The organism is Streptomyces sp. NPDC088706, assembly GCF_044752765.1.
In the GTDB taxonomy this organism is placed as follows: domain Bacteria; phylum Actinomycetota; class Actinomycetes; order Streptomycetales; family Streptomycetaceae; genus Streptomyces.
The window spans coordinates 95,439-118,930 of record NZ_JBIVLW010000006.1 but is presented as its reverse complement, the minus strand read 5'-3'; the positions used below and the strand labels follow the sequence as shown (position 1 = coordinate 118,930).

Genomic DNA, 23,492 nt, shown 5'->3' with positions numbered 1-23,492 from the left:
TGTCCTCTCGGAACGCGGCCGCCTCGACGCCCGTCCTGGGTGGGGGCGGTCGTCGGGGCAGCCGGGCGATGTGTGGTACGCGGGAGCCTTCCACACGCACCGTGGCCCTCGTGTGAACGCTGTGTACCTATCATGTGCAGGTCAAGGTCGAGCAGTCCTCGTACGGCTGCCGGTTCACCCTCCCGGGTGGCCCGCCGGGTCCCGGACCCCTCGGATGCGGCCCGGCCGGTGCGGCGCGAGAATTGCCGCAAGGACGAGGAGGAGGCGGCATGAGCGAAGACCCCGAATCCGTATCCGCGGCCGTGCCCGAGGAGCTGGGCGTCACCCCCGACCGGCTTCTGCACACGGGTGCGAGCGACAGGCCGAGCGCGGAGGACCTGGTGCTCGCCTCCGGGCGGGACCTGACGCCCGACACCCTGGAGTGGGCCCGGCGCAAGCTGGCCGACGAGGGACGCTCGGCCCTCGACAAGCAGCTGCCCTGACACGGTGCGCGGCTCTCGCCGCGCGGACCGTGAGCGCCGGCGGCGAGCCCCGGGCGCGGTGCCCGGAGCCCGTCCCGCCGCGGCGGGACGGCCGGGGGTCGGGGAGCGTGTGGGGCGCCCCCGGTTCCCTCGGATAGCCTGAGTGGCATATGAACCGTCTGACGACCTCACAGGGCACTTTCGAGCTCGCCCGCTTCCCCGAGCACCCGAGCGATCCCTTCCGGGCATGGGACGCCGCCGACGAATACCTGCTCCGGCAGCTGACGGACCCCGGGACGGGTCCCGTCGACCTCACGGGCACGGTCGCCGTCGTGGGGGACCGGTGGGGTGCCCTGGCCACCGCGCTGGCCGCCCGCCGGCCCGTCCAGATCAGCGACTCCTACCTGGCCCGGCGCGCCACCCAGGCCAACCTGGACCGCAACGGCCTGGACCCGGACGCCGTGACGCTGCTGTCCTCGCGCGACACCCCGCCGGACCGGATCGACGTGCTGCTGGTCCGGGTGCCGAAGTCCCTGGCGTTCCTGGAGGACCAGCTGCACCGGATCGCCCCCGCCCTCCACGCGGGCACGGTGGTCATCGGCACCGGGATGGTCAAGGAGATCCACACCTCCACGCTCAAGCTCTTCGAGCGGATCGTCGGGCCGACCCGCACCTCCCTCGCGGTGCGCAAGGCGCGGCTCATCTTCAGCACCCCGGACCTCGAGCTGCCGCGTACGCCGAGCCCGTGGCCCTACCGCTACGAACTGCCCGCCGACGTCGGCCCCGTCTCCGGCCGCACAGCCGTCAACCACGCCGGGATCTTCTGCGCCGAGCGCCTGGACGTCGGCACCCGCTTCTTCCTGAAGCACCTGCCCACCCGCGGTGGCGCCGTCGAGGTCGCCGACCTGGGCTGCGGGAACGGCGTCCTCGGTCTCTCCGCGGCGCTCGCCGACCCCGAGGCGCACGTCACCTTCGTCGACGAGTCGTACGGGGCGGTCGCCTCCGCCGAAGAGACGTTCCGCCTGGGCGCACCGGAGGGGGCCAAGGCGGACTTCCTGGTCGGCGACGGTCTCTCCGCCCTCGCCCCGGGCAGCCTGGACCTGGTGCTCAACAACCCGCCGTTCCACTCCCACATGGCGACCACCGACGCCACCGCCCGCACGATGTTCGTCAGCGCGCGCACCGCGCTGCGGCAGGGCGGCGAGCTCTGGGTGGTCGGGAACCGGCACCTGTCCTACCACACCCATCTGCGCCGGATCTTCGGCAACTGCACCACCGTCGCGGGCGACCCGAAGTTCGTGGTCCTGCGCGCGGTCAAGCGCTGACGCCGAAGCGGCGCCGCCCGGCCCTTCCAGATTCTTGCAACACGTTCTACTGTGTGCGCCGCCGCACACGGACGACGCCGAGCGAGACCCTGGAGGGGCCGTGCACCCCGCATACACGCCTGAGCAACAGCGGTTGCGCACCGAACTGCGCACGTACTTCGCCGGCCTGGTCCCCGACAACGCCTACGCCCGCCGCGGCGCACCCGCCGCCCAGAAGCGCTTCTACCGCGAGACGATCCGCCGGCTCGGCGCCGACGGCTGGCTGGGGGTGGGCTGGCCCAAGGAGTACGGCGGCCGGGGGCTGACCCCGATGGAACAGTTCATCTTCTTCGACGAGGCGGCCCAGGCGGGCGTGCCGCTGCCGCTGATGGCGCTGAACACGGTCGGGCCCACCATCATGCGGTTCGGCACCGGTGAGCAGAAGGCGTACTTCCTGCCGAAGATCCTCGCCGGCGAGATCGACTTCGCCATCGGCTACAGCGAACCGGACGCCGGCACCGACCTCGCCGCCCTCAGGACCCGCGCGGTACGCGAGGGGGACACGTACATCGTCAACGGCCAGAAGATCTGGACCACCAACGGAGACACCGCCGACTGGGTCTGGCTCGCCGTACGCACCGACCCCGACGCCCCGCCGCACAAGGGCATCACCATGCTCCTGGTCCCGACGAGCGACCCCGGCTACTCCTGCACCCTGATCAACACGCTCGCCTCGCACGACACCACGGCCAGCTACTACGAGGACGTCCGCGTCCCCCTCTCCCACCGCGTCGGGGAGGAGAACCAGGGCTGGCGGCTCATCACCAACCAGCTCAACCACGAACGCGTCACCCTCGCCGCCCACGGCACCATGGCGGTACGCGCCCTGCACGACGTCCAGCGCTGGGCCGCCGGCACCGAGCTCACCGACGGCCGCCGCGTCATCGACCTCGCCTGGGTACGCGCCCTGCTCGCCCGCACCCACACCCGCCTGGACGCCATGAAACTGCTCAACTGGCAGATGGTCTCCGCCCTCCAGGACGCCACCCTCACCCCGCAGGACGCCTCCGCCGTCAAGGTCTACGGCTCCGAAGCCCGCCGCGACGCCTACGCCTGGCTGATGGAGGTCCTCGGCTCGGCGGGCCCCCTCAAGGAGGGCTCCGCCGGCGCGGTCCTCCACGGCGAACTGGAACGCGGCTACCGGTCGGCCGTCATCTTCACCTTCGGCGGCGGCAACAACGAGATCCAGCGCGAGATCATCTCCTGGATCGGGCTGGGGATGCCGCGGGTGCGGCGGTGACCGGCCGCGACCCCGGGTGCGCGACCCGATGACGACGGCGGACCGCGCTCTGAGCGCGGTCCGCCGGGGTGCGTCACCGCACAGACCTTCGGGGGTTCGGTCGGCCGTCACCCCCGAAGATCCGGTGAGAGGTGCTAGAGGACCGTTGCGCCGTAGGCGCTCAGGGCCTCGGTGACGGGCTGGTAGAACGTCGTGCCGCCGGTCCGGCAGTTGCCGCTGCCGCCCGAGGTGAGGCCCAGTGCGGTGCTCCCGGAGAAGAGCGAGCCGCCGCTGTCGCCGGGCTCGGCGCAGACGTTGGTCTGGATCATGCCGTACACGATGCCGCTGGAGCCGTAGTTGACCGTGGCGTTGAGGCCGGTGACCGTACCGCCGCGCAGCCCGGTGGTGCTTCCGCTGCGGCGGACGGACTGGCCCACGAACGCGTTGCCCGCCGTGGTGATGTCCTGGTAGGACCCGTTGTACAGGTAGACCCGGCCATCGGCCGCGGCCGGGTTGGAGTGGCGGATGATGCCGTAATCGTTGTTCGGGAAGCTGGTGCCGGTGCGCGTGCCGATGGACCAGCTGGCGCTGATGTTGGTGCAGTGGCCGGCGGTCAGCGCGTGGGCGACGCCGTTGACCGACACGTTGAAGCCGAGCGAACAGCGGCTGCCGCCGGTGGTGATGGCCTCACCGCCGGCGATCAGCGGGGTGAACTTGCCGTTGGTGCGCTTGATGGTCACTGCGGCCTCGGAGTCGGCCAGCGCGCCCTTGACCTCGGCCAGTTCGGCCTTCGACACGGTGCTGTCGATGGTCACGACGATCCTGCCGGTGCTCGCCTCGGTGTACCAGGCGGTGCCGGCCACATCGGCTGCGAGCACGGCGGAGCTGGCGTCGGCGAGCTGCGTGGCGGTCGCCTTGGCAACGGGTTCCGGGGCGGCGACGGCCGAGGGTGCCGCCAGTGCGACGGCGGTCACCAGACCGGACGCCACAGCGAGGAGACGTGCTCGTCTGGAGGTGCTGCTGAGGGGGGAGAAGCGCTTGAAGGTCACGAGATCCTCCGCGGGTATGGGGGGATGGACAGCCCCCGTCGGGTGGGGTGGGGCGGTCGGTGCACAGGGTCCCCGCCCGACGACTCTTGGGCGTGAACCTGTCAACTTGCGCACTGGAATCGTTGACGGCGACGACTCCGGACGCAAGGTCGGCTTCCGGCCCGCGAGCCCTGAATGACGCGGAGGCTAATGGGTCACCCGGACCCGATTTGTCGCGCAACCCTCAGGGGTCTGGTCACTTTGTCATCTCTTTACTAAAAGTTACCGCAGGTTACATGATGAGCGCTGCAATACACCGCCCGGAAGCCCCTCAAGGGCGACCCGCGTTGCGCGTGAGTGCGGTGTTCTGCCGGGCGCTGTGAAATCCGCGACCGGGACACCCAAGCGGCACTTCGCTGAATCACCCGCAGAGCAGTGCTGGCTGAATCCTTGCCTCCGCCCCCCGACGCGGGGACATCTGCGGTCTGGATACGTCCGAAGGTGCCCCCTTGCGGCATAGCCCGGTGTGTGCCACCGCGGCTGGTCGCCAGAGCAGGGGCCGCGGCGGCGGGTGCTGTGCGGGTGCTCGCGGTGCCGTGGGAGCCGGCGGCACGACCCGGTGGCCGGTCCTTCGTGCCCGGAGAATCCCGCCAGCACGGTGCCCGGGCCGGGAGAGGGGCGGGCGGTCTGCCGGGTGCCCCGGGCCCCCTCGTACAGCGAGGCCCCCGTGGGATGATGCCAGGGTGACACTGGAGGACCTCGTCCGGCTGCGCCGGGCCCGTGACCGGATGGACCGTGACTACGCGGAGCCCCTGGACGTCCCGGCACTGGCGCGCGGCGCGCACATGTCGCCGGGCCACTTCTCCCGCAGCTTCCGCGCCGCGTACGGCGAGAGTCCGTACAGCTACCTCATGACCCGCCGGATCGAGCGGGCCAAGGCGCTGCTGCGGCGCGGGGACCTGTCGGTGACCGAGGTCTGCTTCGCGGTCGGCTGTACGTCCCTGGGGTCGTTCAGCTCCCGCTTCACCGAGCTGGTCGGAGAGAGCCCCAGCGCGTACCGGGCGCGCCCCCATGAGGCGGGCGCCGCCGTTCCGGCCTGCGTCGCCAAGATCCACACGCGACCGGTCAGGAATGGAGAAGCGCGAGGGGCACCCCCGCCCGTAGCGTGATGCACATGGACATCAAACTCGCACAGACCTTCATCGCCGTCGACGACCACGACCAGGCGCTCACCTTCTACCGGGACGTTCTCGGCCTGGAGGTACGCAACGACGTCGGGTTCGAGGGGATGCGCTGGGTGACGGTCGGCTCCCCGGCGCAGCCGGACGTCGAGATCGTCCTCGAACCGCCGCTCGCCGACCCGAACGCCCCGGCCGCCGACCGGCAGGCCATGGCCGAGCTGCTGGCCAAGGGCCTGCTGCGCGGCGTGATCTTCTCCACCGACGACGTCGACGCCACCTTCGAACGCATCCGCGCCGCGGGCGGCGAGGTGCTCCAGGAGCCGATCGACCAGCCGTACGGCGTCCGCGACTGCGCCTTCCGCGACCCGGCCGGCAACATGCTGCGCTTCAACCAGCCGCGCGAGCACTGAGCTCCCCGATGCCCCGGATCCGCTGCCGGGCGGGACCGGGGCGGCCAGAATGAGACCTGCTGTTCGAAACCGGCGAGACCGGGCCGGGGCCGCCGCAGAGGTGCGTGAGCCGCCGCCCCGGACAACAGATGGAGAGACGATGAGCAAGGCCGAGAGAACCGTGACCCGATCGCCCGCGCAGCCGGTAGCCGACAGCCACGAAGTGATCCGCGTGCACGGAGCGCGCGAGAACAACCTCAAGGACGTCGACATCGAGATCCCGAAGCGCCGGCTGACGGTGTTCACCGGAGTCTCCGGCTCCGGCAAGAGCTCTCTGGTGTTCAACACGATCGCCGCGGAGTCGCAGCGGCTGATCAACGAGACCTACAGCGCCTTCGTCCAGGGCTTCATGCCGACGCAGGCGCGTCCCGAGGTCGACGTACTCGAAGGGCTGACGACGGCGATCATCGTCGACCAGCAGCGGCTGGGCGCCGACCCCCGCTCCACGGTCGGCACCGCCACCGACGCCAACGCGATGCTGCGCATCCTCTTCAGCCGGCTCGGCAAGCCCCACATCGGCTCGCCCAACGCGTTCTCCTTCAACGTCGCCTCGATCAAGGCGAGCGGCGCGCTCACGGTCGATCGCGGCGCCGGGACCAGGACCGAGAAGCAGACCTACACGCGCACCGGCGGCATGTGCACCCGTTGCGAAGGCCGGGGCACGGTCTCCGACATCGACCTCACCCAGCTGTACGACGACAGCAAGTCGATCGCCGAGGGCGCGTTCACCATCCCCGGCTGGAAGTCGGACAGCTGGTGGACCGTGCGGACCTACGCCGAGTCGGGCTTCCTCGACCCGGACAAGCCGATCCGCAAGTTCACCAAGAAGGAGATGCAGGACTTCCTCTACCGGGAGCCGACCAAGGTCAAGGTCGAAGGCGCCAACCTCACCTTCGAAGGGCTGATCCCCAAGATCCAGAAGTCGTTCCTCTCCAAGGACAAGGAGGCGATGCAGCCGCACATCCGCGCCTTCGTGGAACGCGCGGTCACCTTCACCACCTGTCCCGAGTGCGAGGGCACCCGGCTCAGCGAGGGCGCCCGCTCCTCGAAGATCAAGAAGATCTCCATCGCCGACGCCTGCGCGATGCAGATCAGCGACCTGGCCGACTGGGTGCGCGAGCTGGACGAGCCCTCGGTGGCGCCGCTGCTCAGCGCGCTCCTCGGCACCCTCGAATCGTTCGTGGAGATCGGCCTCGGCTACCTCTCGCTCGACCGGCCCTCGGGCACCCTGTCGGGTGGTGAGGCGCAGCGCGTCAAGATGATCCGCCACCTCGGCTCGTCGCTCACCGATGTCACCTATGTCTTCGACGAGCCCACCATCGGCCTGCACCCGCACGACATCCAGCGGATGAACGACCTGCTGCTGCGGCTGCGGGACAAGGGCAACACCGTCCTGGTCGTGGAGCACAAGCCGGAGGCGATCGTCATCGCCGACCACGTCGTCGACCTCGGCCCCGGCGCCGGCAGCGCCGGCGGCACCGTCTGCTTCGAGGGCACGGTCGAAGGACTGCGGGCCGGCGGGACGCTCACCGGCCGCCATCTGGACGACCGGGCCGTCCTCAAGGAGAAGGTCCGCGCACCCTCCGGCACGCTGGAGATCCGCGGCGCCTGCGCCCACAACCTGCGCGACGTCGACGTCGACATCCCGCTCGGCGTGCTCTGCGTGGTCACGGGCGTCGCCGGTTCCGGCAAGAGCTCGCTCATCCACGGGTCGATCCCGGCCGGCGAGGACGTGGTCTCGATCGACCAGACCGCGATCCGCGGCTCGCGCCGGAGCAACCCGGCTACGTACACCGGGCTTCTCGAACCCATCCGCAAGGCGTTCGCCAAGGCCAACGGCGTGAAACCCGCCCTGTTCAGCGCCAACTCCGAAGGCGCCTGCCCCACCTGCAAGGGCGCCGGGGTCATCTACACCGACCTGGCGATGATGGCGGGCATCGCCACCGTCTGCGAGGAGTGCGAAGGCAAACGGTTCGAGGCCTCCGTGCTCGACCACCACCTCGGTGGCCGCGACATCAGCGAGGTGCTCGCCATGTCGGTGGACGAGGCCGAGGAGTTCTTCGCCGAGGGCGAGGCGCGCACCCCCGCCGCGCACAAGATCCTCACCCGCCTCTCCGACGTCGGACTCGGCTACCTCAGCCTCGGCCAGCCGCTCACCACGCTCTCCGGCGGCGAGCGTCAACGGCTCAAGCTGGCCACCCACATGGGTGAGAAGGGCGGCGTGTACGTTCTCGACGAGCCGACCACCGGCCTGCACCTGGCCGACGTGGAGCAGCTGCTCGGGCTGCTCGACCGGCTCGTCGAAGCCGGAAAGTCGGTGATCGTCATCGAGCACCACCAGGCGGTCATGGCGCACGCCGACTGGATCATCGACCTCGGCCCCGGCGCCGGACACGACGGCGGCCGGATCGTCTTCGAGGGAACCCCGGCCGACCTGGTTGCCGACCGCTCCACCCTTACGGGGGAGCACCTCGCGGCATACGTCGGAGGTTGACGGGGGCAGCGGTGTACGGGGCCGGGGGAGAGGCCTTCCCCCGGCCCCGGGGGTCCACGGCGGTCCTGAGTGCCACCCCCGGTCCTCGGGGCGGACGGCCGGTCCTGAGGTTCACGCCCGGCCCCGGGTGCCGCGCCCGGTCCCAGCGGCCAACGCCCGGCCCCGGGTGCCGCGCCCGGCCCCGGGTGTCAACGCCCGACCCCGGACCACCGCCGAACAGCCCGCCCGTGCGCCCCGCCACGTACCGACTCCGCCGGGAGGCCGCCATACTGGACGGGCCGGGGAGGGCGAACCGGCAGCAGCGGGGGACGCGGGGGACGACGGGGGCGGGAAGCGGCAGATGGCGGACACCAGGCTGATCCAGAGCCGGTACCGGCTGCTCGAACTGATCGGGCGCGGCGGCATGGGCGAGGTGTGGCGCGCCCGCGACGAGTCGCTGGGCCGTCTGGTCGCCGTCAAGTGCCTCAAGCCCATGGGCCCCCCGCACGACCAGGCGTTCACCCGCGTCCTGCGCGAACGCTTCCGCCGCGAGGCCCGGGTCGCCGCCTCCCTCCAGCACCGGGGCATCACCGTCGTCCACGACTTCGGCGAGCACGAAGGCGTCCTCTACCTCGTCATGGAGCTGCTGGACGGGCACAACCTCAGCCAGCTCCTGGAGGAGAACCAGCAGCGTCCGCTCCCCGTCGAGCAGGTCGTCGACATCGCCGATCAGGTCGCCGACGCGCTCGGCTACACCCACCGCCAGGGCATCGTCCACCGCGACCTGAAGCCCGCCAACATCATGCGGCTCACCGACGGCACGGTGAAGATCTGCGACTTCGGCATAGCGCGCCTGGGCCACGACATCGGCGTCACCTCCCGCCTCACCACCACCGGTGTCGCCATGGGCACCCCGCACTACATGTCGCCGGAGCAGATCGGCGGGCGGGAGGTCGACCACCGCAGCGACCTCTACTCGCTGGGCTGTGTGCTGTACGAGATCGCCACCGGCGTACCGCCGTTCGACCTGGACGACTCCTGGGCCGTACTCGTGGGGCACCGCGACACCCAGCCCGAGCCGCCGCGCACCCACCGCGCCGAACTCCCCGGCTTCCTCGACCGGGTCGTCCTGGACCTGCTGGCCAAGGCCCCCGACGCGCGGCCCGCCGACGCCGGCGACCTGCGCCGCCGCATCGTGCTCGGACGCACCGGCGAGCCGGCTGTACCCGGGCCCGCGTACTCCTCGGTCCCCCTGACCGGCCCGTACCACGCCCCGCCATCCGCCCTCCCCGGCCCGGAAGCCGAACTTCCCTCCTGGGCGCGGAGTATGACCACCGGGCACAAGGCGACCGGCCCCGTCGGCCCGGGGCTCGCCCTCCCCGGCCCGGCCGCCGGACTGACCGGCCGGTGGACCACCGCGACGGGCACCGCCCCCGCCGCGCCGCCCGGCACCGACGGCGTACCGCCCGCCCGCCCCGCTCCCACGCCCGGCCTGCTCGCCGCACTCGCCGGGCGCCACAGCGCGGGCATCGACCTGGGACGGCTGGGCCGCTGGGAGGAGGCGGGCGACGTGCACCGCTCGGTCGCCGCGCAGCGCGAGAGCGCCCTCGGTCCCGACCACCCCGACACCCTCGCCAGCCGGTACGAGATCGGCTTCACCCTCAGCCGCACCGGCCGGGCCGCCGACGCGCTGCGCGAGTTCGGCCAGGTCGCGGCGGGCCGCGAACGCACCCTGGGCCCCGGTCACCCGCTGACCCTCGCCGCCCGGCAGGAGACCGCCTACGTGCTCGGGCAGCTCGGCCGCCACTTCGAGGCCCACCAGGTGTACGCGGCGGTCCTCGCCGCCCGGACCCGCTCCATGGGTCCCGACCATCCGGACACCCTGCGCTGCCGCCACAACCTGGCGTTCAACCTCAGCCGGCTCGGGCGGCCCGAGGAGTCGTGGCAGCTGGCCCGCGAGGTCGCCGACGACCGGGCCAGGCTGCTCGGCGCGACCCACCCCGACACCCTCGCCACCCGGTACGAGGTCGCCTACACGCTGGGCCGGCTGGGGCGCTGGGCGGAAGCCCTGGAGACCTACCAGGACGTCGCCCTGGCCCGCGCCGCCACCCTCGGCGCCGACCACCCCGACACCCTCGCCGCCCGCTACGAGGCGGGCATCAGCCTCGGCCGGCTCGGCCGCAGCGCGGAGGCCCTGGAGCTGTACCGGGCCCTGGCCGCAGACCGTACCCGGGTGGGCGGCCCGTCCGACGCCGAGACGCTGCGCGCCCGCCACGGCCTGGGCGTCAACCTGGGGCGGATGGGCCGGTGGGAGGAGGCGCTCACCGAAGCGCGTGACGTGTGCGCGATCCGGCGACGCACCCTGGGCCCCGACCACCCGGACACCGTGATCAGCTGCCGCGAGGTCGCGGTCGCCCTCGGCTGGCTCGGCCGGTGGGCCGACGCCCTCACCGCGTACCGGCAGGTCGCCGAGGCACGCGGCCGGGTCCTGGGCCCCGACCACCCGGAAACCCTGACCGCCCGCAACGACGAGGCGCACTGCCTGGACCGGCTCGGTCGGAAGGACGAGGCCGCCGAGCTGTACCGCACCCTCGCCGCACTCCGCGCCCGGAGCGCACTGCCGCCGCACTGACCGGAGGCGCCGGGCGTGCGTGAACGGTGGCGCCGGACCCGCGCGAAGCGGGGGGCCTGCGCGAAGAGGGGGGCCTGCGCGAAGGGTGGCCTGAGCGAAGAGGGGGGGCCTGCGCGAAGAGAGGGCCTGCGCGTAGGGAGGGAGGGCCTGCGCGAAGGGGGCGGAGGGCGCCGGACCTGCTGGAACCGGGGCGGCACCCCTGGCCGGGACGCCGTCCCCCATGTTACGAAGGTGCATGCCCGCACCTGAGCCTTCCGCATCCCCCGCGCCCGCCCACCGGCCCGGGCCCCCCGCCCGGGACCGCTACGACGCCGTGATCGTGGGCGGTGGCCACAACGGTCTGGTCGCCGCCGCCTACCTCGCCCGCGCCGGACAGTCCGTCCTCGTGCTGGAACGCCTGGACACCACCGGGGGAGCGGCCGTCTCGACCCGCCCCTTCGCCGGGGTCGACGCCCGCCTCTCGCGCTACTCCTACCTGGTCTCGCTGCTGCCGCGGAAGATCGTCCGCGATCTCGGCCTCGACTTCGCCGTACGCAAGCGGACCGTCTCCTCCTACACCCCGGCGCTGCGCGACGGACGCCCCACCGGCCTCCTCGTCGGCGGCGACCGCACCAGGGAGTCGTTCGCCGCGCTGACCGGGGGAGAGCGGGAGTACGAGGCGTGGCAGCGCTTCTACGCCATGACGCAGCGCGTCGCCGAGCGGGTCTTCCCCACCCTCACCGAACCGCTGCCCGCCCGGGACGCGCTGCGGGCCCGGATCGATGACGCGGACGCCTGGCGGACCCTGTTCGAGGAGCCCATCGGGGTGGCCGTCGAGCGGAACTTCGCCGACGACCTGGTACGCGGTGTGGTGCTGACCGACGCCCTGATCGGCACCTTCGCCGACGCCCACGACACCTCACTGCTCCAGAACCGCTGCTTCCTCTACCACGTGATCGGCGGCGGAACCGGCGACTGGGACGTCCCCGTCGGCGGCATGGGCGCCCTCACCGACGCCCTTGCCGGGGCCGCACGCGTGGCGGGGGCCGAGATCCGCGTACGGCACGAGGCGACCCGGATCGAGACCGACGGCAGCCACGCCGAGGTCACCGTCCGCACACCGGACGGCGAACACGTCGTCGGCGCGAATCGGGTGCTCGTCAACGCCTCCCCGCAGGCACTCGCCACTCTCCTCGGGGACACCCCGCCGGCGCCCGCCGAGGGCGCCCAGCTCAAGGTGAACATGCTGCTCACCCGGCTCCCGAAGCTCCGCGACCGGTCGGTGGACCCGCGCCGGGCGTTCGCCGGTACGTTCCACATCGCCGAGGGGTACGGGCAGTTGGCCGACGCCTACCGGGACGCGGCGGCCGGACGGCTGCCGGCCGCCCCGCCGTCCGAGATCTACTGCCACTCGCTGACCGACCCCTCGATCCTCGGCCCCGATCTCGCCGCCCGCGGCTACCAGACCCTCACCCTCTTCGGCCTGCACACCCCGGCCCGGCTGTTCACCGCCGACAACGACACCGCCCGCGCCGCCCTGCTGACGGCCACCCTCGCCGAACTGGACGCCCACCTGGAGGAGCCGATCACCGACTGCCTGGCCCTCGACGAGAGGGGCGAACCCTGTATCGAGGCCAAGACCCCGCTCGACCTCGAACGCGATCTGCGCCTGCCCGGCGGCCACATCTTCCACCGCGACCTCTCCTTCCCGTACGCGACCGATGCCACCGGGCGGTGGGGCGTGGAGACCGCTCACGCCAACGTCCTGCTCTGCGGGGCGGGCGCGGTCCGCGGCGGCGGGGTCAGCGGTGTCCCCGGCCACAACGCGGCGATGGCGGCCCTGGGCGGCTGACGAGCTCCTGCGGGGCGGCCGGTGCATGCGACGGCACCCGCCGGCTGACCGTGTGACCGGCGGCAGCCACCGCGCGGCCGGGCCGCCTCCCCCCTCGCTCAGTCGGCCGACAGCACCCAGCCCGCCGCACCGATCCGCCCCGCGTCCCGGGGTCTGGCGGAGTCGAAGACCGTGGCGCCGCCGTCCCGCACCCGGAGGGAGTCCACGTAGGCGCCGCGCCCCACGTACAGCCGGTCCGTGGTGTAGTGCCACCGCAGCTGGACGCTCCTGCCGCGCCAGGGCGACAGGTCCGCCTCCACCCGGTGCCACACCCGCCCCGACCAGCCGGACACCCGGCCCTCCGGGTGCGGCCTCGGGTCCGGGCGGTGGTGGCCGGGGCCCGGCCTCACGGTGGTGAAGGGCACCGGCTGCCACTCCCCGCCCGCCGACACCTCCAGCACCAGCCCGTCGGCGCCTGGTTCGGTGTCCCACCACAGCGCGCACTCCAGCCGGGCGCGAGGGGAGTCCAGCCGGAGCGCGGGCAGGGTCAGGGTGGCGCTGGACGCGCTCGCCATGCCGGAGAACCAGGCGGTACGACTCTGTTCCGGCCGGACCGGGACGGCCCGGGCCAGCTGGTTGGCCGTCGCCACCCGGGGCGCGCTGCCCGAGCGCCAGCTCCGTACGGGATGGACCGAGTTGCCCAGCACGACGAGGAACGTGTCGGTCGACGGGTCGAGCACCAGGCTGGTCCCGGTGAAACCGGTGTGGCCGGCCGTGCGCGGGGTGGCCATCGCGCCCATGTACCAGTGCTGGTAGAGCTCGAATCCGAGACCGTGCTCGTCGCCGGGGAACGCGGTGTTGAAGTCGGTGAGGAGGAGGTCGACGGAGGCCGGGGAGAGGATGCGGGAGCGTCCGTAGACCCCGCCGTTCAGCAGCGTCCGGGCGAGGACCGCGAGGTCCCAGGCGCAGGAGAACACCCCGGCGTGACCGGCCACCCCGTCCAGGCTGAAGGCGTTCTCGTCGTGCACCTCGCCCCAGACCAGGCCGCGTTCCAGACCCGACCACGGCGCCCGGGCGTCCTCGGTCGCCGCGATCCTCGGCTTCCAGGAGGCGGGTGGGTTGTAGCGCGTGCTGTGCATCCCGAGCGGAGCGGTGATCTCGTCGCGGAGCTGGGCGTCCAGTGGGTGGCCGGTGATCCGTTCCAGGATCAGTTGCAGCGAGATCAGATTGAGGTCGGAGTAGAGGTAGGCGCTGCCCGGGGCGGATGCCGGGACCTCGTTCCGGAGCATCCGGAGCTTCCCCTCCCGGGTCGGCTCCCGGTAGAGCGGGATCCAGGCCCGGAAACCGGAGGTGTGGGTGAGCAGCTGACGGACCGTGATGTCCTGCTTGCCGCCGCCCGCGAAGTCCGGGAGGTACGCGGCCACGGTGGACTCCAGCCGCAGCGCACCGCGCTCGATCTGCTGCACCGCCAGGATCGAGGTGAACAGCTTGGAGACCGAGGCCAGGTCGAAGACGGTGTCCTCGGCCATCGCGATCTGCTGGTCCGCCGGGAACTCCACCCCGGTGTCCGTCGTCTCGTCGTACGCCGCGTAGCGCACCGCCTGCCCGATCGCCCGGTGCAGCGCCACCGTCCCGCCCCGCCCGGCGAGCAGCACCGCGCCGGCGTACCAGGGGTGCTTGGGGGAGTCCGCGAGGTAGGCCTCGGCCTCCCGTACCAACTGGTCCAGCGGCCCTTGGAGCAGCCCGGCGCGCGCCGCGCTGCCGCGCCGCAGCGTGGGCCGGTGCGCGGGCGGGTGAACCCCTGACCCCATGCTCGCTCCCGTCTCCGCCGTCCTCGGCCCCCTACCCGGCGCGCCCCGTCCGGCCGCCCCGGCCAGCGGGATCGGCGCCAGGGCGAGCGCGCCGCCCAGCGCCAGTATCCCGCCGCCCAGCCTCCGGCGGCCGATGCCGCCGCCGTTTCCCTCCCGCTCCCCGTCGCCCGCCGTATGCCCGTTCCCCGCCGCGTACCCGGTCATCCGCAACCCCTTCCCGTGCCCCGAGCCGGCCGTGGGGCGATCCCCACGCGACCGCCCCGGCGAAAGTAACTTCCGAAATCTCGCCGAGCAGTGAAAGTTCCTGCCGCCGCAGAGATTACTGTCGCCCCCGCCGTCCCGTACGCCTCCGGGCCCGCAAAGAATCTGACACCGCATCAGAAATTCCCTTCCCTCGGTCGCCGGGCTGCGGCATCCTGCCGCCCACGGAGACGGAGCTGAGCAGAGAACTGGGCATCGAGCACGCCATCTTCGGCTTCACGCCGTTCCCCGCCGTCGCGGCGGCCATCAGCAGAGCCGGCGGGTTCGGGGTGCTCGGGGCGGTCCGCTACACCGATCCGCTGGAGCTGGCGCGCGACCTCGACCTGCTGGACGAGCTCGCCGGCGGCAGACCGTACGGCCTCGACGTCGTCATGCCGGCCAAGAAGGTCGAAGGAGTCACCGAGGCCGACGTCGAGGCGATGATCCCCGACGGACACCGGGGGTTCGTCCAGGAGCTCCTCACCCGCCACGGCGTGCCCGAACTCGCCGAGGGTGAGGCGTCCGGCTGGCGCATCACCGGCTGGATGGAGGAGGTCGCCCGGGGCCAGCTCGACGTGGCCTTCGACCGTCGGGTCAAGCTCCTCGCCAACGCCCTCGGCTCCCCGCCCGCCGACGTCATCGAACGCGCCTACGCCCACGGCGTCCTGGTCGCCGCCCTCGCGGGCAGCGCCGAACACGCCCGCCGGCACGCGGCGGCGGGCATCGACGTCGTCGTCGCCCAGGGGTACGAAGCGGGCGGGCACACCGGCGAGATCGGCTCCATGGTGCTCGTCCCCGAGGTCGTCGAAGCCGTCGCCCCGCTGCCCGTACTGGCCGCCGGCGGCATCGGCAGCGGCGAACAGGCCGCCGCCGGGCTCGCACTCGGAGCCCAGGGCGTCTGGCTCGGCTCCCTCTGGCTCACCACCGAGGAGGCCGACCTCCACTCCGAGGCCCTCACCCGCAAGCTCCTGGCCGCCGGCTCCGGTGACACCGTCCGCTCCCGCGCCCTCACCGGGAAGCCCGCACGCCAGCTCCGAGATCGAGTCCGCCCTGCTGACCCACCCCGCCGTCGCGGACGCGGCCGCCTTCGGCATCCCGCACGCCGACCGGGGCGAGGAGGTCAAAGCCGTCGTCGAACCTGCCGAGGGGTACGAGGCGGGGGACGCGCTCGCCGCCGAGATCCTCGCCCACTGCGAGGAGCGGCTCGCCGGCTACAAACGGCCCCGCTCCATCGACTTCGTCGCCGCGATGCCCCGCGACCCCAACGGCAAGCTCTACAAGCGGCGGCTGCGCGAACCGTACTGGCAGGGGCACCAACGGCCCCTGTAGAGCGCCCGGGCCGGGTCCGGGGCCCGGGCCGGGGCCCGGGTCCGCGAGAGAAACCCCTCGCGGACCCGGCTCACCGTCATCTACCGCCGCTCGTACACCCGCACCACCCGCAGGTGCGGCGAGCGGGCGATGTCCTTCTCGCAGAACCGGGACGCCACCCAGCGCTCACCCGAGAACAGCCGCGTCTGATCGCTGTGGTACGGCGAGTTCGGGTTCGACGACTGGGAGTACGTCAGCAGCGTCCGGGCCACCGGGCACCGGCTGCCGTTCCAGCCGACCGCCTGGATGTAGCTGGAACCGGCCGACACCCCGGTGTAGCCGCCCGCCGCCGGGTTCCACACCGGCTCGATCTTGTTCCAGACGCCGAGCGACTCCGTACCGCCGCCGACCGGGACGCGCTTCCCCTTCCGTACGACGAACTGGTGCTTGCCCAGCGGCGCGTCCAGCGCGATGCCCGCCGCCCGCAGTTCCGTGACCGTATCGGCCAGGGCCTGGCCCAACCCGGGCGCGGCGGTGTTGAGGCCACGCGGGGTACGCACCGGATCGGCCGGGTCGAACGGCACCTTCCACCGTTCCGCCGCGGGGAGAGCCACCACCCTGCGCCAGAACCGGTCGAAGAGCAGCGCGCCCCGGCTGTCGCTGTCCACGCTCCGGTCCCACCGCCGCAGCACCGGGCAGGCCGCCGACACGTCGACCACCGTACCGGCACCGCCCACGGCGGTGCCACCGGGCAGCGCCGCGCACCACCGCGCCACGTCGGCCGCGACCAGGTCCCCGGCAGGGGCCCGGTTGGCGAACTGCTGGCGCTCCAGGTCGCCGACGCGCAGCCGCCCGCGCTCCGCCAGCGCCGCGACATCCTCCACCGCGCCCCGGGTCCGCATCGACCGCTGGGTGGCGGTCGTGCCGAAGACCCGCTCGTAGCCGGTCAGCGGCCGGTCGGCGTTGGTCAGCCAGGCGCTGTCGTTGGAGTTCTCGACGTACGGGGCGTTCTTCAGCGTCGGCATCCGGCCCGGCCCGAAGATCCCGGGCTGCACCGCGTCCCGGTCGCTGCCGAGCGCGCACGCCGTCTTCGCCCCGTCGAGCACCGCCAGACCGGCGGACGGGTAGGTGGCCTGCCCCAGCGGGGTCGAACAACGGGCCGCCAGCTCGTCGGTGATCCTCGGCAGCACCTGCGACTGGGAGAAGAAGGAGTTCCCCGACCGGTCGGCGGCGATCGTGTTCACCCAGGGCAGACCCTGGGCGCGGTGCAGGGCCCGCTCGATCCCGGCGGTGGAACGCGCCCTGCTGAAGCCGAGAGAGGTGTCGGCGCTCCGCAGGTTCCTCGCGTTCGGGTCGTTCAGCGCGAACGCCGTGGTCGCCGTCCAGGGCAGCGGCAGCGCCGCACCGAGCGAGGTGACGACCGGTCCGTACCGGGTCCACCACTGGGTCCGGGTCACCGGGGCCGCGCCCTTCACCGGCACGGTGACCGTGCGCCGCGTCATCCGCTCCGGCTCCCCGTCCACCAGGTACACCGTGGGATCGGCCGGATCCAGGGTCAGCTGATGCAGATTCAGCGTGACACCGGTCGCCACCGTGTGGCTCCACGCCACGTCCGCGTTGTGCCCGATCGAGACGGTCGTCGAGCCCAGCAGCGAACCGCCCGCCACGTTCAGCTCGCCGGGGATCGTCTGCTGCGACTGCCAGAAGCGACGGCCACCGTCCCACGGGTAGTGCGGGTTGCCGAGGAGCAGCCCGCGCCCGTCCGCCGTGGTGGAGCCCCGGAAGGCGACCGCGTTGGAGCCCATGTCCGCGTCCTGCGTGGACAGGAGCCGCTGAGCCGCCGCCGCCTCCTTCGGGGTGACCCCGGCGGCGGGCGGTGCGGCGGTGGGCGGCTGCGCGGCCGTGATGCCGTCGATGCCGCGCCCCTGCCCGCCGAGCACGGCCAGGGCGAAGCCCCGTACCGCCACGTCCAGCGGGGTGATTGGCCGCACCCAGGAGGCGCCCCGGCAGGCGGGGTCGGTGATGCGGTCGCGGTTCTGTGCGATCCACGCGTTGTACCCGGCGGCGAACCCGCGCATCGACTCCTCGACGTCCCGGCTCGGACCCGCCGGAGCCGGGACCTTCAGCAGCCTCTCCACGGTCCCGCTGTCCCGGACACCCCGGAAGTACAGATCGCTGGAGAGGTTCTTCGCGGCGGAGGAGAGCGAACCGTCCGGAGCCGCGTCCGGCCCGAAGAACGCCGACCTCTCCCCGCGCACCGTGACGAACCCGTCCGCCAGCGTGCACACCTGGTCGGCGGCCTGCGCCCAGCCGGTGCCGAAGCCCAGGTTCGCGTAGTCCTTCGCCACGATGTGCGGAATGCCGTACTCCGTGTACCGGACGGTGGCGGAGAGCCCGCCGCCCGACGGATGCCGGGCCTCCGGGGCGCCGGAGGCGGCGGCCGGCGGCAGCGACGCCGACACGGTGAACAGGGCGAGACCGGAGACCGCGAACAGTCTGAGGCGGTTACGGAAGGTCAAGGGTGTTCCTCCCAACAAGGCGGGTGGCCACGGTGGTTGCCCGGTCCCCGCCGGACAGCCACGCGCCACTCAGCCAGGGCTGCGCACCCTCTGTCAACCGTCTGGTCGGTATCCGGCCGCCGGACTCCCCTCGACCGCCCCTCGACCCACCGGTCCCGGCCGCACAGGATCACGCCATGACCGGTGTACGCAGCGGCACAGTCGGCGGCGTCCTCACCCGCGGTGCCCGCCGCACCCCGGAACGGACCGCCGTACACCACGGCGACCGGGCCTGGACCTACCGTGCGCTCGACGCGGCGGTCTCCGCGTCCTGGTCGCCTCCCGGCAGGTGGAGGACGCCCTCTACACCCACCCCGCCGTCGCCGAGACAGCCGTCATCGGCCTGCCCGACGAGCGCTGGATCGAAGCCGTCACCGCCGTCGTCGTCCTGCGCGGTGAGGCGGGCGACACCGAACTGATCGACCCCGCCCGCGAGAAGCCCGCCCACTTCAAGGCGCCCGAGCGGGTCGTCTTCGTGGACGAACTCCCGCGCGACGCCAGCGGGAAGATCCTCAAGCGACAGCCGCGGGACCGGCTGGGCTGAGGAAGTGGCTCCTACAACCGCCCCGCCGCCACGATCCGCCGCAGGAACTGCCGCGTACGCTCCTCTTGGGGCGCGCCGAACACCTCGTCCGGCGTGCCGCGTTCCAGCACCACCCCCGCGTCCAGGAAGCAGACCTGGTCGGCGACCTCACGGGCGAAGGCCATCTCATGGGTGGCGATCACCATCGTCATGCCCTCGTCCTTCACCTCGCGGACCAGTCCCAGCACCTCACCCACCAGCTCCGGGTCCAGGGCGGCGGTGATCTCGTCCAGGAGCAGCAGCCGGGGGCGTACCGCCAGGGCTCGCACGATGGCCGTGCGCTGCTGCTGTCCGCCGCTGAGCCGGTCCGGATACTCGTCCGCCTTCCCGCCGAGGCCCAGCCGCTCCAGCAGCTCGCGGGCGCGCGATTCGGCCTCGGGGCGGGAGAGGCCGTGGACGCGCCGCGGGGCGAGCGTGATGTTCTGCAGGACGGTCAGGTGCGGGAAGAGGTTGTACGCCTGGAACACCACCCCGATCCGGCGGCGCACCGCGTCCGCGTCGGTCCGCGGGTCGGTGATCTCCTCGCCCTCCAGCCAGATCGCCCCGTCGTCGACCTCCTCCAGGAGGTTGGCGCAGCGCAGCAGGGTCGACTTCCCGGACCCCGAGGTGCCGATCAGCGCGGTCACGGTGTGCGGGGCGACCTCCAGATCCACCTCCCGCAGCACCAGCGACGTACCGAACGACTTGCGGACCGCCTCCATCCGCAGCACCGGAGATTCCGTAGCCGTCACCGATGCCGTGCTGCTCATACCAGTCCTCCCTGGGCGCGCCGCCGGTCCATCCGGGCCGTCACCCAGTCGGTGAGCCGGGTCATCGGGATGGTCAGCGCGACGAAGACCAGGCCCGCCACGACGTACGGCGTGTAGTTGAAGTCCTTGCCGGCGATGATCTGCGCCGCGTACACGGCGTCGACCGCCCCGGCGATCGAGACGAGCCCGGTGTCCTTCTGGAGGGAGACCAGGTCGTTGAGGAGCGGGGGGACCACCCGGCGGACCGCCTGGGGCAGCACGACGAAGCGCAGCGTCTGGCCGCTGCCGAGCCCCAGCGACCGGGCGGCGGCCCGCTGCGAGGGGTGCACGGACTCGATGCCCGCCCGGAAGACCTCCGCGACGTACGCCGAGTACGTCAGCACCAGGGCGGCGCCGCCGAGCAGCACCGGATCGTTCGTCACCCCCTGCAGGCGCAGCGCGGGCACCCCGAAGACCACCAGCAACAGGCAGATGATGAGCGGCAGTCCGCGGAAGAAGTCCGTGTACGCGGTGGCCAGCGCCCGGATGGGGAAGAAGACCGGTCCGCGCAGGGTGCGCGCCACGGCCAGCAGCAGGCCGGACGCCAGCACGGCGCAGCCGCACACCGCCAGCAGCCGCAGGTTCAGCCACAGGCCCTCCAGGACCTGCGGGAGCGCCACGCGCGCGTAGTGCGGGCTGAAGAACGTCTCCCGCGTACGGTCCCAGCCGGGTGAGCCCGTGATCAGCAGGAACAGCACCGCACCCGTCACCAGCGTGCTGGTCGCGGCGATCGCCGTCGCCCGCCGGGTGCGGGCCCGCCGGTGGCGTTCGCGGGCCAGCCGGCGTTCGGAGGGGACGTAGGTGTCCTGCCCGGGGAGCGTCTTGTGCAGGGTCACTTGAGCACCGGTGCGTCGACGGCGTCGGAGAGCCACTCCTTCTCCAGGGCGGCGAGCGTGCCGTCCTTCCGCAGGGCGTCCACCGCGCCGCTCACGCAGGAGGTGAGGGTGGACTCCTTGTCCAGGACCAGGCCGAACTGCTCGGGGTTCGCCGCGGAGTTCGGGAACTGTCCGACGACCTTCGCCTCCGGCACCTCGACGCCGGTGATGTAGAAGGCGGTGGGCAGATCGACCACGATCGCGTCCACCTGGCCCGTCTTCAGCGCCGACTTGGCGAAGTCGTTGCGCTGGTAGACCGCGGGCTTCTGGGCGGGCTTCACCAGGTCGTTGATGAACTCCAGGCTGGTGGTGCCCACTTGGGCGCCCAGCCTGACGTCCTTGAGGTCGGCCGCGCTCCTCACCCCGGCCGCCTTGGACGACTTGAGCGCGACGACCGCCTGGCGCACGTCGTAGTAGCCGGAGGAGAAGGCGACCGCCTTCCGGCGGGACTCGCTGATGGACACCTGGTTGATGTCGAAGTCGAACTTCTTGGCGCCGGGCGCGAACGCGCTGTTGAACGGGGTGTGCTGCCAGACCACCGCATCGCGGCCGTAGCCGAGCTGCTTCGCCACGGCGTACGCCACCGCCGACTCGAACCCCTTGCCGTTGGACGGCTCGTCGTCGGAGAACCAGGGCGCGTACGCGGGCTTGTCCGTGCCGACGGTCAGCTTGCCCTCGGCCTCGGTGTCCAGATCGCCCGGCGCGCACGCCTCGGTCGCCGCTCCGGCCTGGCCCGAGGCCTTCGTCCTCTTCCCCTCCGGTTGCGGGGCGCAGCCGGCCAGGGCGGCGCAGAGGACGACGGCGGAGCAGACGGCGGAGACCGCGGTGACCAGGGAACGGTTGGCGAGATGCATAGCGGGAGACTGGCAGTGCCCGGACCCCTCTGTCGAGATTTCCGAGCAGGTGTCCGCATCGTGGGAACGGGTGTTGCGGTGGTGTGAACACACCGGTCACCGGGGCTGTTCACCCCGTGCCGGGCTCCCGCAGGTCCACGATCCGCCGGATCTTGCCCACCGAACGCTCCAGTGACTGCGGGTCCACGATCTCGACGTCCACCGACACCCCGACCCCGTCCTTCACGGCCGCCGCGATCGCCAGGGCCGCCTTCTCGCGGTCGGCCGCCGTCGCGTCCGCCCGCGCCTCCGCCCGTACCGTCAGCGCGTCCAGGCGCCCGTGCCGGGTCAGCCGGAGCTGGAAGTGCGGGGCGACGGCAGGTGTACGCAGCACGATCTCCTCGATCTGGGTCGGGAACAGGTTCACCCCGCGCAGGATCACCATGTCGTCGCTGCGCCCGGTGACCTTCTCCATCCGGCGGAAGTTCCGGGCGGTCCCCGGCAGCAGTCGCGTCAGATCCCGGGTGCGGTAGCGGATCACCGGCATCGCCTCCTTGGTGAGTGAGGTGAAGACCAGCTCACCCTCCTCCCCGTCCGGCAGCACCTCCCCGGTGAACGGGTCCACGACCTCCGGATAGAAGTGGTCCTCCCAGATGTGCAGGCCGTCCTTCGTCTCCACGCACTCCTGCGCCACCCCCGGGCCCATCACCTCGGAGAGCCCGTATATGTCGACCGCGTCGATGGCGAACCGGTCCTCGATCTCGCGGCGCATCGCCTCCGTCCACGGCTCCGCACCGAAGATGCCCACCTCGAGGGAGGTCGTGCGCGGGTCGACCCCCTGCCGTTCGAACTCGTCCAGCAGCGTCAGCATGTAGGAGGGCGTGATCATGATGATCTCGGGCCGGAAGTCCTGGATCAGCCGCACCTGGCGTGCCGTCATGCCGCCGGACGCGGGGATCACCGTGCAGCCGAGCCGTTCGGCCCCGTAGTGGGCGCCGAGTCCGCCGGTGAACAGCCCGTAGCCGTAGGCCACATGGACCTTGTGGCCGGGCCTGCCGCCCGCCGCCCGGATCGACCGGGCGACCACGTCGGCCCAGGTGTCCAGGTCCCGCTCGGTGTAGCCGACGACGGTCGGCCGCCCGGTCGTGCCACTGGAGGCGTGGATGCGCCGGACGGCCGCCTCCGGCACGGCGAACATGCCGAAGGGGTAGTTGTCGCGCAGATCGGACTTGGCGGTGAAGGGGAACCGGGCCAGGTCGGCGAGCGTACGGCAGTCCTCGGGCCGCAGCCCGGCCCCGTCGAACGCCGCCCGGTAGAAGGGCACGTTCTCGTACGCGTGGCGCAGGGTCGTGCGGAGCCGTTCGAGCTGAAGGGCCTCCAGCTCGGTGCGGCTCAGCTGTTCCGCCGCGTCCAGCATGGCTGTCATAAAGGCCCTTCCTCTCCCGAACCGGGCGACCGATCATTCGGTCGATCTTCCTAGGAGCAGTAATTCAGGAGGCCGGGGGCGCTGGCAAGAGGGGCGCACGGATCACTCGCGGAACGGCCGGTGCCTGCCTCCCTCGCGGATCGGCTTGTGGCAAGGCCCGGTGCGCCCGTGCGCGGGTTCCTGTTCGGATGGACGCCGTGCTGGCCTTTTTCGATCCGGACGCCGTCGGCGGGCGGGCGGCGTCCGCTGGGAGGCGCACACGCCTCGCGTGCGGGCGGGCGGCGTCCGCTGGGAGGCGCACACGCCTCGCGTGCGGCCGATCGGACGCCCTTCACCCTGCCGGGTGAATTGTCCGGTAATAGAGATAAGTGAAAAAAGTACCAATCCCTTTCCCGGCCGGTGCCGAATCACCAGCATGATGTCCGACCGCCGCTCGCGCTCGTTCCACGGCCC

General features: G+C 72.4%; 15 protein-coding genes and 3 pseudogenes. 11 read left to right on the top strand and 7 right to left on the bottom strand.

Annotation, left to right across the window (positions count from 1 at the left end):
- The first annotated feature begins 269 nt into the window (after window positions 1–269).
- From ACIQAK_RS17260 to ACIQAK_RS17250, 3 genes are all read left to right on the top strand, one after another.
- The gene (locus ACIQAK_RS17260) at window positions 270–482 is read left to right on the top strand and encodes a hypothetical protein (RefSeq protein ID WP_366389526.1); all 213 of its coding nucleotides are present in this window, start codon (window positions 270–272) and stop codon (window positions 480–482) included.
- Between the two features lie 149 nt (window positions 483–631).
- Window positions 632–1,786, top strand: coding sequence for a methyltransferase (locus ACIQAK_RS17255; protein ID WP_366389527.1), 1,155 nt, complete (start codon window positions 632–634; stop codon window positions 1,784–1,786).
- A 100-nt stretch (window positions 1,787–1,886) separates the two neighbouring features.
- On the top strand, window positions 1,887–3,065 hold the full coding sequence (locus ACIQAK_RS17250; RefSeq protein ID WP_366389528.1) for an acyl-CoA dehydrogenase family protein: 1,179 nt from the start codon (window positions 1,887–1,889) through the stop codon (window positions 3,063–3,065).
- Window positions 3,066–3,199: 134 nt separating this feature from the next.
- Here ACIQAK_RS17250 and ACIQAK_RS17245 read toward each other — a convergent pair whose 3' ends face one another.
- Window positions 3,200–4,093 (bottom strand): S1 family peptidase, encoded by an 894-nt coding sequence (locus tag ACIQAK_RS17245; RefSeq protein WP_366389529.1) that lies wholly within the window; start codon window positions 4,091–4,093, stop codon window positions 3,200–3,202.
- A 722-nt stretch (window positions 4,094–4,815) separates the two neighbouring features.
- Here ACIQAK_RS17245 and ACIQAK_RS17240 point away from each other — a divergent pair.
- The 5 genes from ACIQAK_RS17240 (at window position 4,816) to ACIQAK_RS17220 (ending at window position 12,638) form a co-directional block, all read left to right on the top strand.
- Window positions 4,816–5,241 carry a helix-turn-helix transcriptional regulator gene (locus ACIQAK_RS17240; protein ID WP_366389530.1) on the top strand — a complete coding sequence of 142 codons (426 nt, stop codon included), beginning with the start codon at window positions 4,816–4,818 and terminating at the stop codon, window positions 5,239–5,241.
- A 5-nt stretch (window positions 5,242–5,246) separates the two neighbouring features.
- Window positions 5,247–5,663 (top strand): VOC family protein, encoded by a 417-nt coding sequence (locus ACIQAK_RS17235; protein ID WP_366389531.1) that lies wholly within the window; start codon window positions 5,247–5,249, stop codon window positions 5,661–5,663.
- A gap of 139 nt (window positions 5,664–5,802) precedes the next feature.
- The gene (locus ACIQAK_RS17230) at window positions 5,803–8,196 is read left to right on the top strand and encodes an excinuclease ABC subunit UvrA (protein WP_366389532.1); all 2,394 of its coding nucleotides are present in this window, start codon (window positions 5,803–5,805) and stop codon (window positions 8,194–8,196) included.
- A 340-nt stretch (window positions 8,197–8,536) separates the two neighbouring features.
- Window positions 8,537–10,807, top strand: coding sequence for a serine/threonine-protein kinase (locus tag ACIQAK_RS17225; protein WP_366389533.1), 2,271 nt, complete (start codon window positions 8,537–8,539; stop codon window positions 10,805–10,807).
- Window positions 10,808–11,042: 235 nt separating this feature from the next.
- The gene (locus tag ACIQAK_RS17220; protein ID WP_366389534.1) at window positions 11,043–12,638 is read left to right on the top strand and encodes an NAD(P)/FAD-dependent oxidoreductase; all 1,596 of its coding nucleotides are present in this window, start codon (window positions 11,043–11,045) and stop codon (window positions 12,636–12,638) included.
- Window positions 12,639–12,736: 98 nt separating this feature from the next.
- On the opposite strand, the gene ACIQAK_RS17215 is transcribed toward ACIQAK_RS17220, so the two are convergent.
- Window positions 12,737–14,632 (bottom strand): serine hydrolase, encoded by a 1,896-nt coding sequence (locus tag ACIQAK_RS17215; RefSeq protein WP_366389535.1) that lies wholly within the window; start codon window positions 14,630–14,632, stop codon window positions 12,737–12,739.
- 212 nt (window positions 14,633–14,844) lie between these two features.
- On the opposite strand from ACIQAK_RS17215, the pseudogene ACIQAK_RS17210 reads away from it, so the two are divergent.
- Window positions 14,845–15,705: pseudogene (locus tag ACIQAK_RS17210) on the top strand (nitronate monooxygenase); the annotation flags it as partial.
- Window positions 15,701–15,997 (top strand): annotated as a pseudogene (locus tag ACIQAK_RS17205) (acyl-CoA synthetase); the annotation flags it as partial. The pseudogenes ACIQAK_RS17210 and ACIQAK_RS17205, both read left to right, overlap by 5 nt.
- A gap of 80 nt (window positions 15,998–16,077) precedes the next feature.
- Here ACIQAK_RS17205 and ACIQAK_RS17200 read toward each other — a convergent pair.
- Window positions 16,078–18,495, bottom strand: a complete 2,418-nt coding sequence (locus ACIQAK_RS17200; RefSeq protein ID WP_366389536.1) for a penicillin acylase family protein — start codon at window positions 18,493–18,495, stop codon at window positions 16,078–16,080.
- A gap of 307 nt (window positions 18,496–18,802) precedes the next feature.
- Between ACIQAK_RS17200 and ACIQAK_RS17195 the strand changes: the two are divergent.
- Window positions 18,803–19,078 (top strand): annotated as a pseudogene (locus ACIQAK_RS17195) (acyl-CoA synthetase); the annotation flags it as partial.
- An 11-nt stretch (window positions 19,079–19,089) separates the two neighbouring features.
- Here ACIQAK_RS17195 and ACIQAK_RS17190 read toward each other — a convergent pair.
- From ACIQAK_RS17190 to paaK, 4 genes are all read right to left on the bottom strand, one after another.
- The gene (locus ACIQAK_RS17190) at window positions 19,090–19,866 is read right to left on the bottom strand and encodes an amino acid ABC transporter ATP-binding protein (protein ID WP_366389537.1); all 777 of its coding nucleotides are present in this window, start codon (window positions 19,864–19,866) and stop codon (window positions 19,090–19,092) included.
- Entirely contained in the window at window positions 19,863–20,741 is an 879-nt protein-coding gene (locus ACIQAK_RS17185) for an amino acid ABC transporter permease (protein WP_366389538.1), read from the bottom strand. Before ACIQAK_RS17185 ends, ACIQAK_RS17190 begins: the two co-directional genes overlap by 4 nt.
- Complete coding sequence (locus ACIQAK_RS17180; RefSeq protein WP_366389539.1) at window positions 20,738–21,634, bottom strand: ABC transporter substrate-binding protein; 897 nt, start codon at window positions 21,632–21,634, stop codon at window positions 20,738–20,740. Before ACIQAK_RS17180 ends, ACIQAK_RS17185 begins: the two co-directional genes overlap by 4 nt.
- A 109-nt stretch (window positions 21,635–21,743) precedes the next feature.
- On the bottom strand, window positions 21,744–23,039 hold the full coding sequence (paaK, locus tag ACIQAK_RS17175; RefSeq protein WP_366389540.1) for a phenylacetate--CoA ligase PaaK: 1,296 nt from the start codon (window positions 23,037–23,039) through the stop codon (window positions 21,744–21,746).
- Window positions 23,040–23,492: the final 453 nt, after the last annotated feature.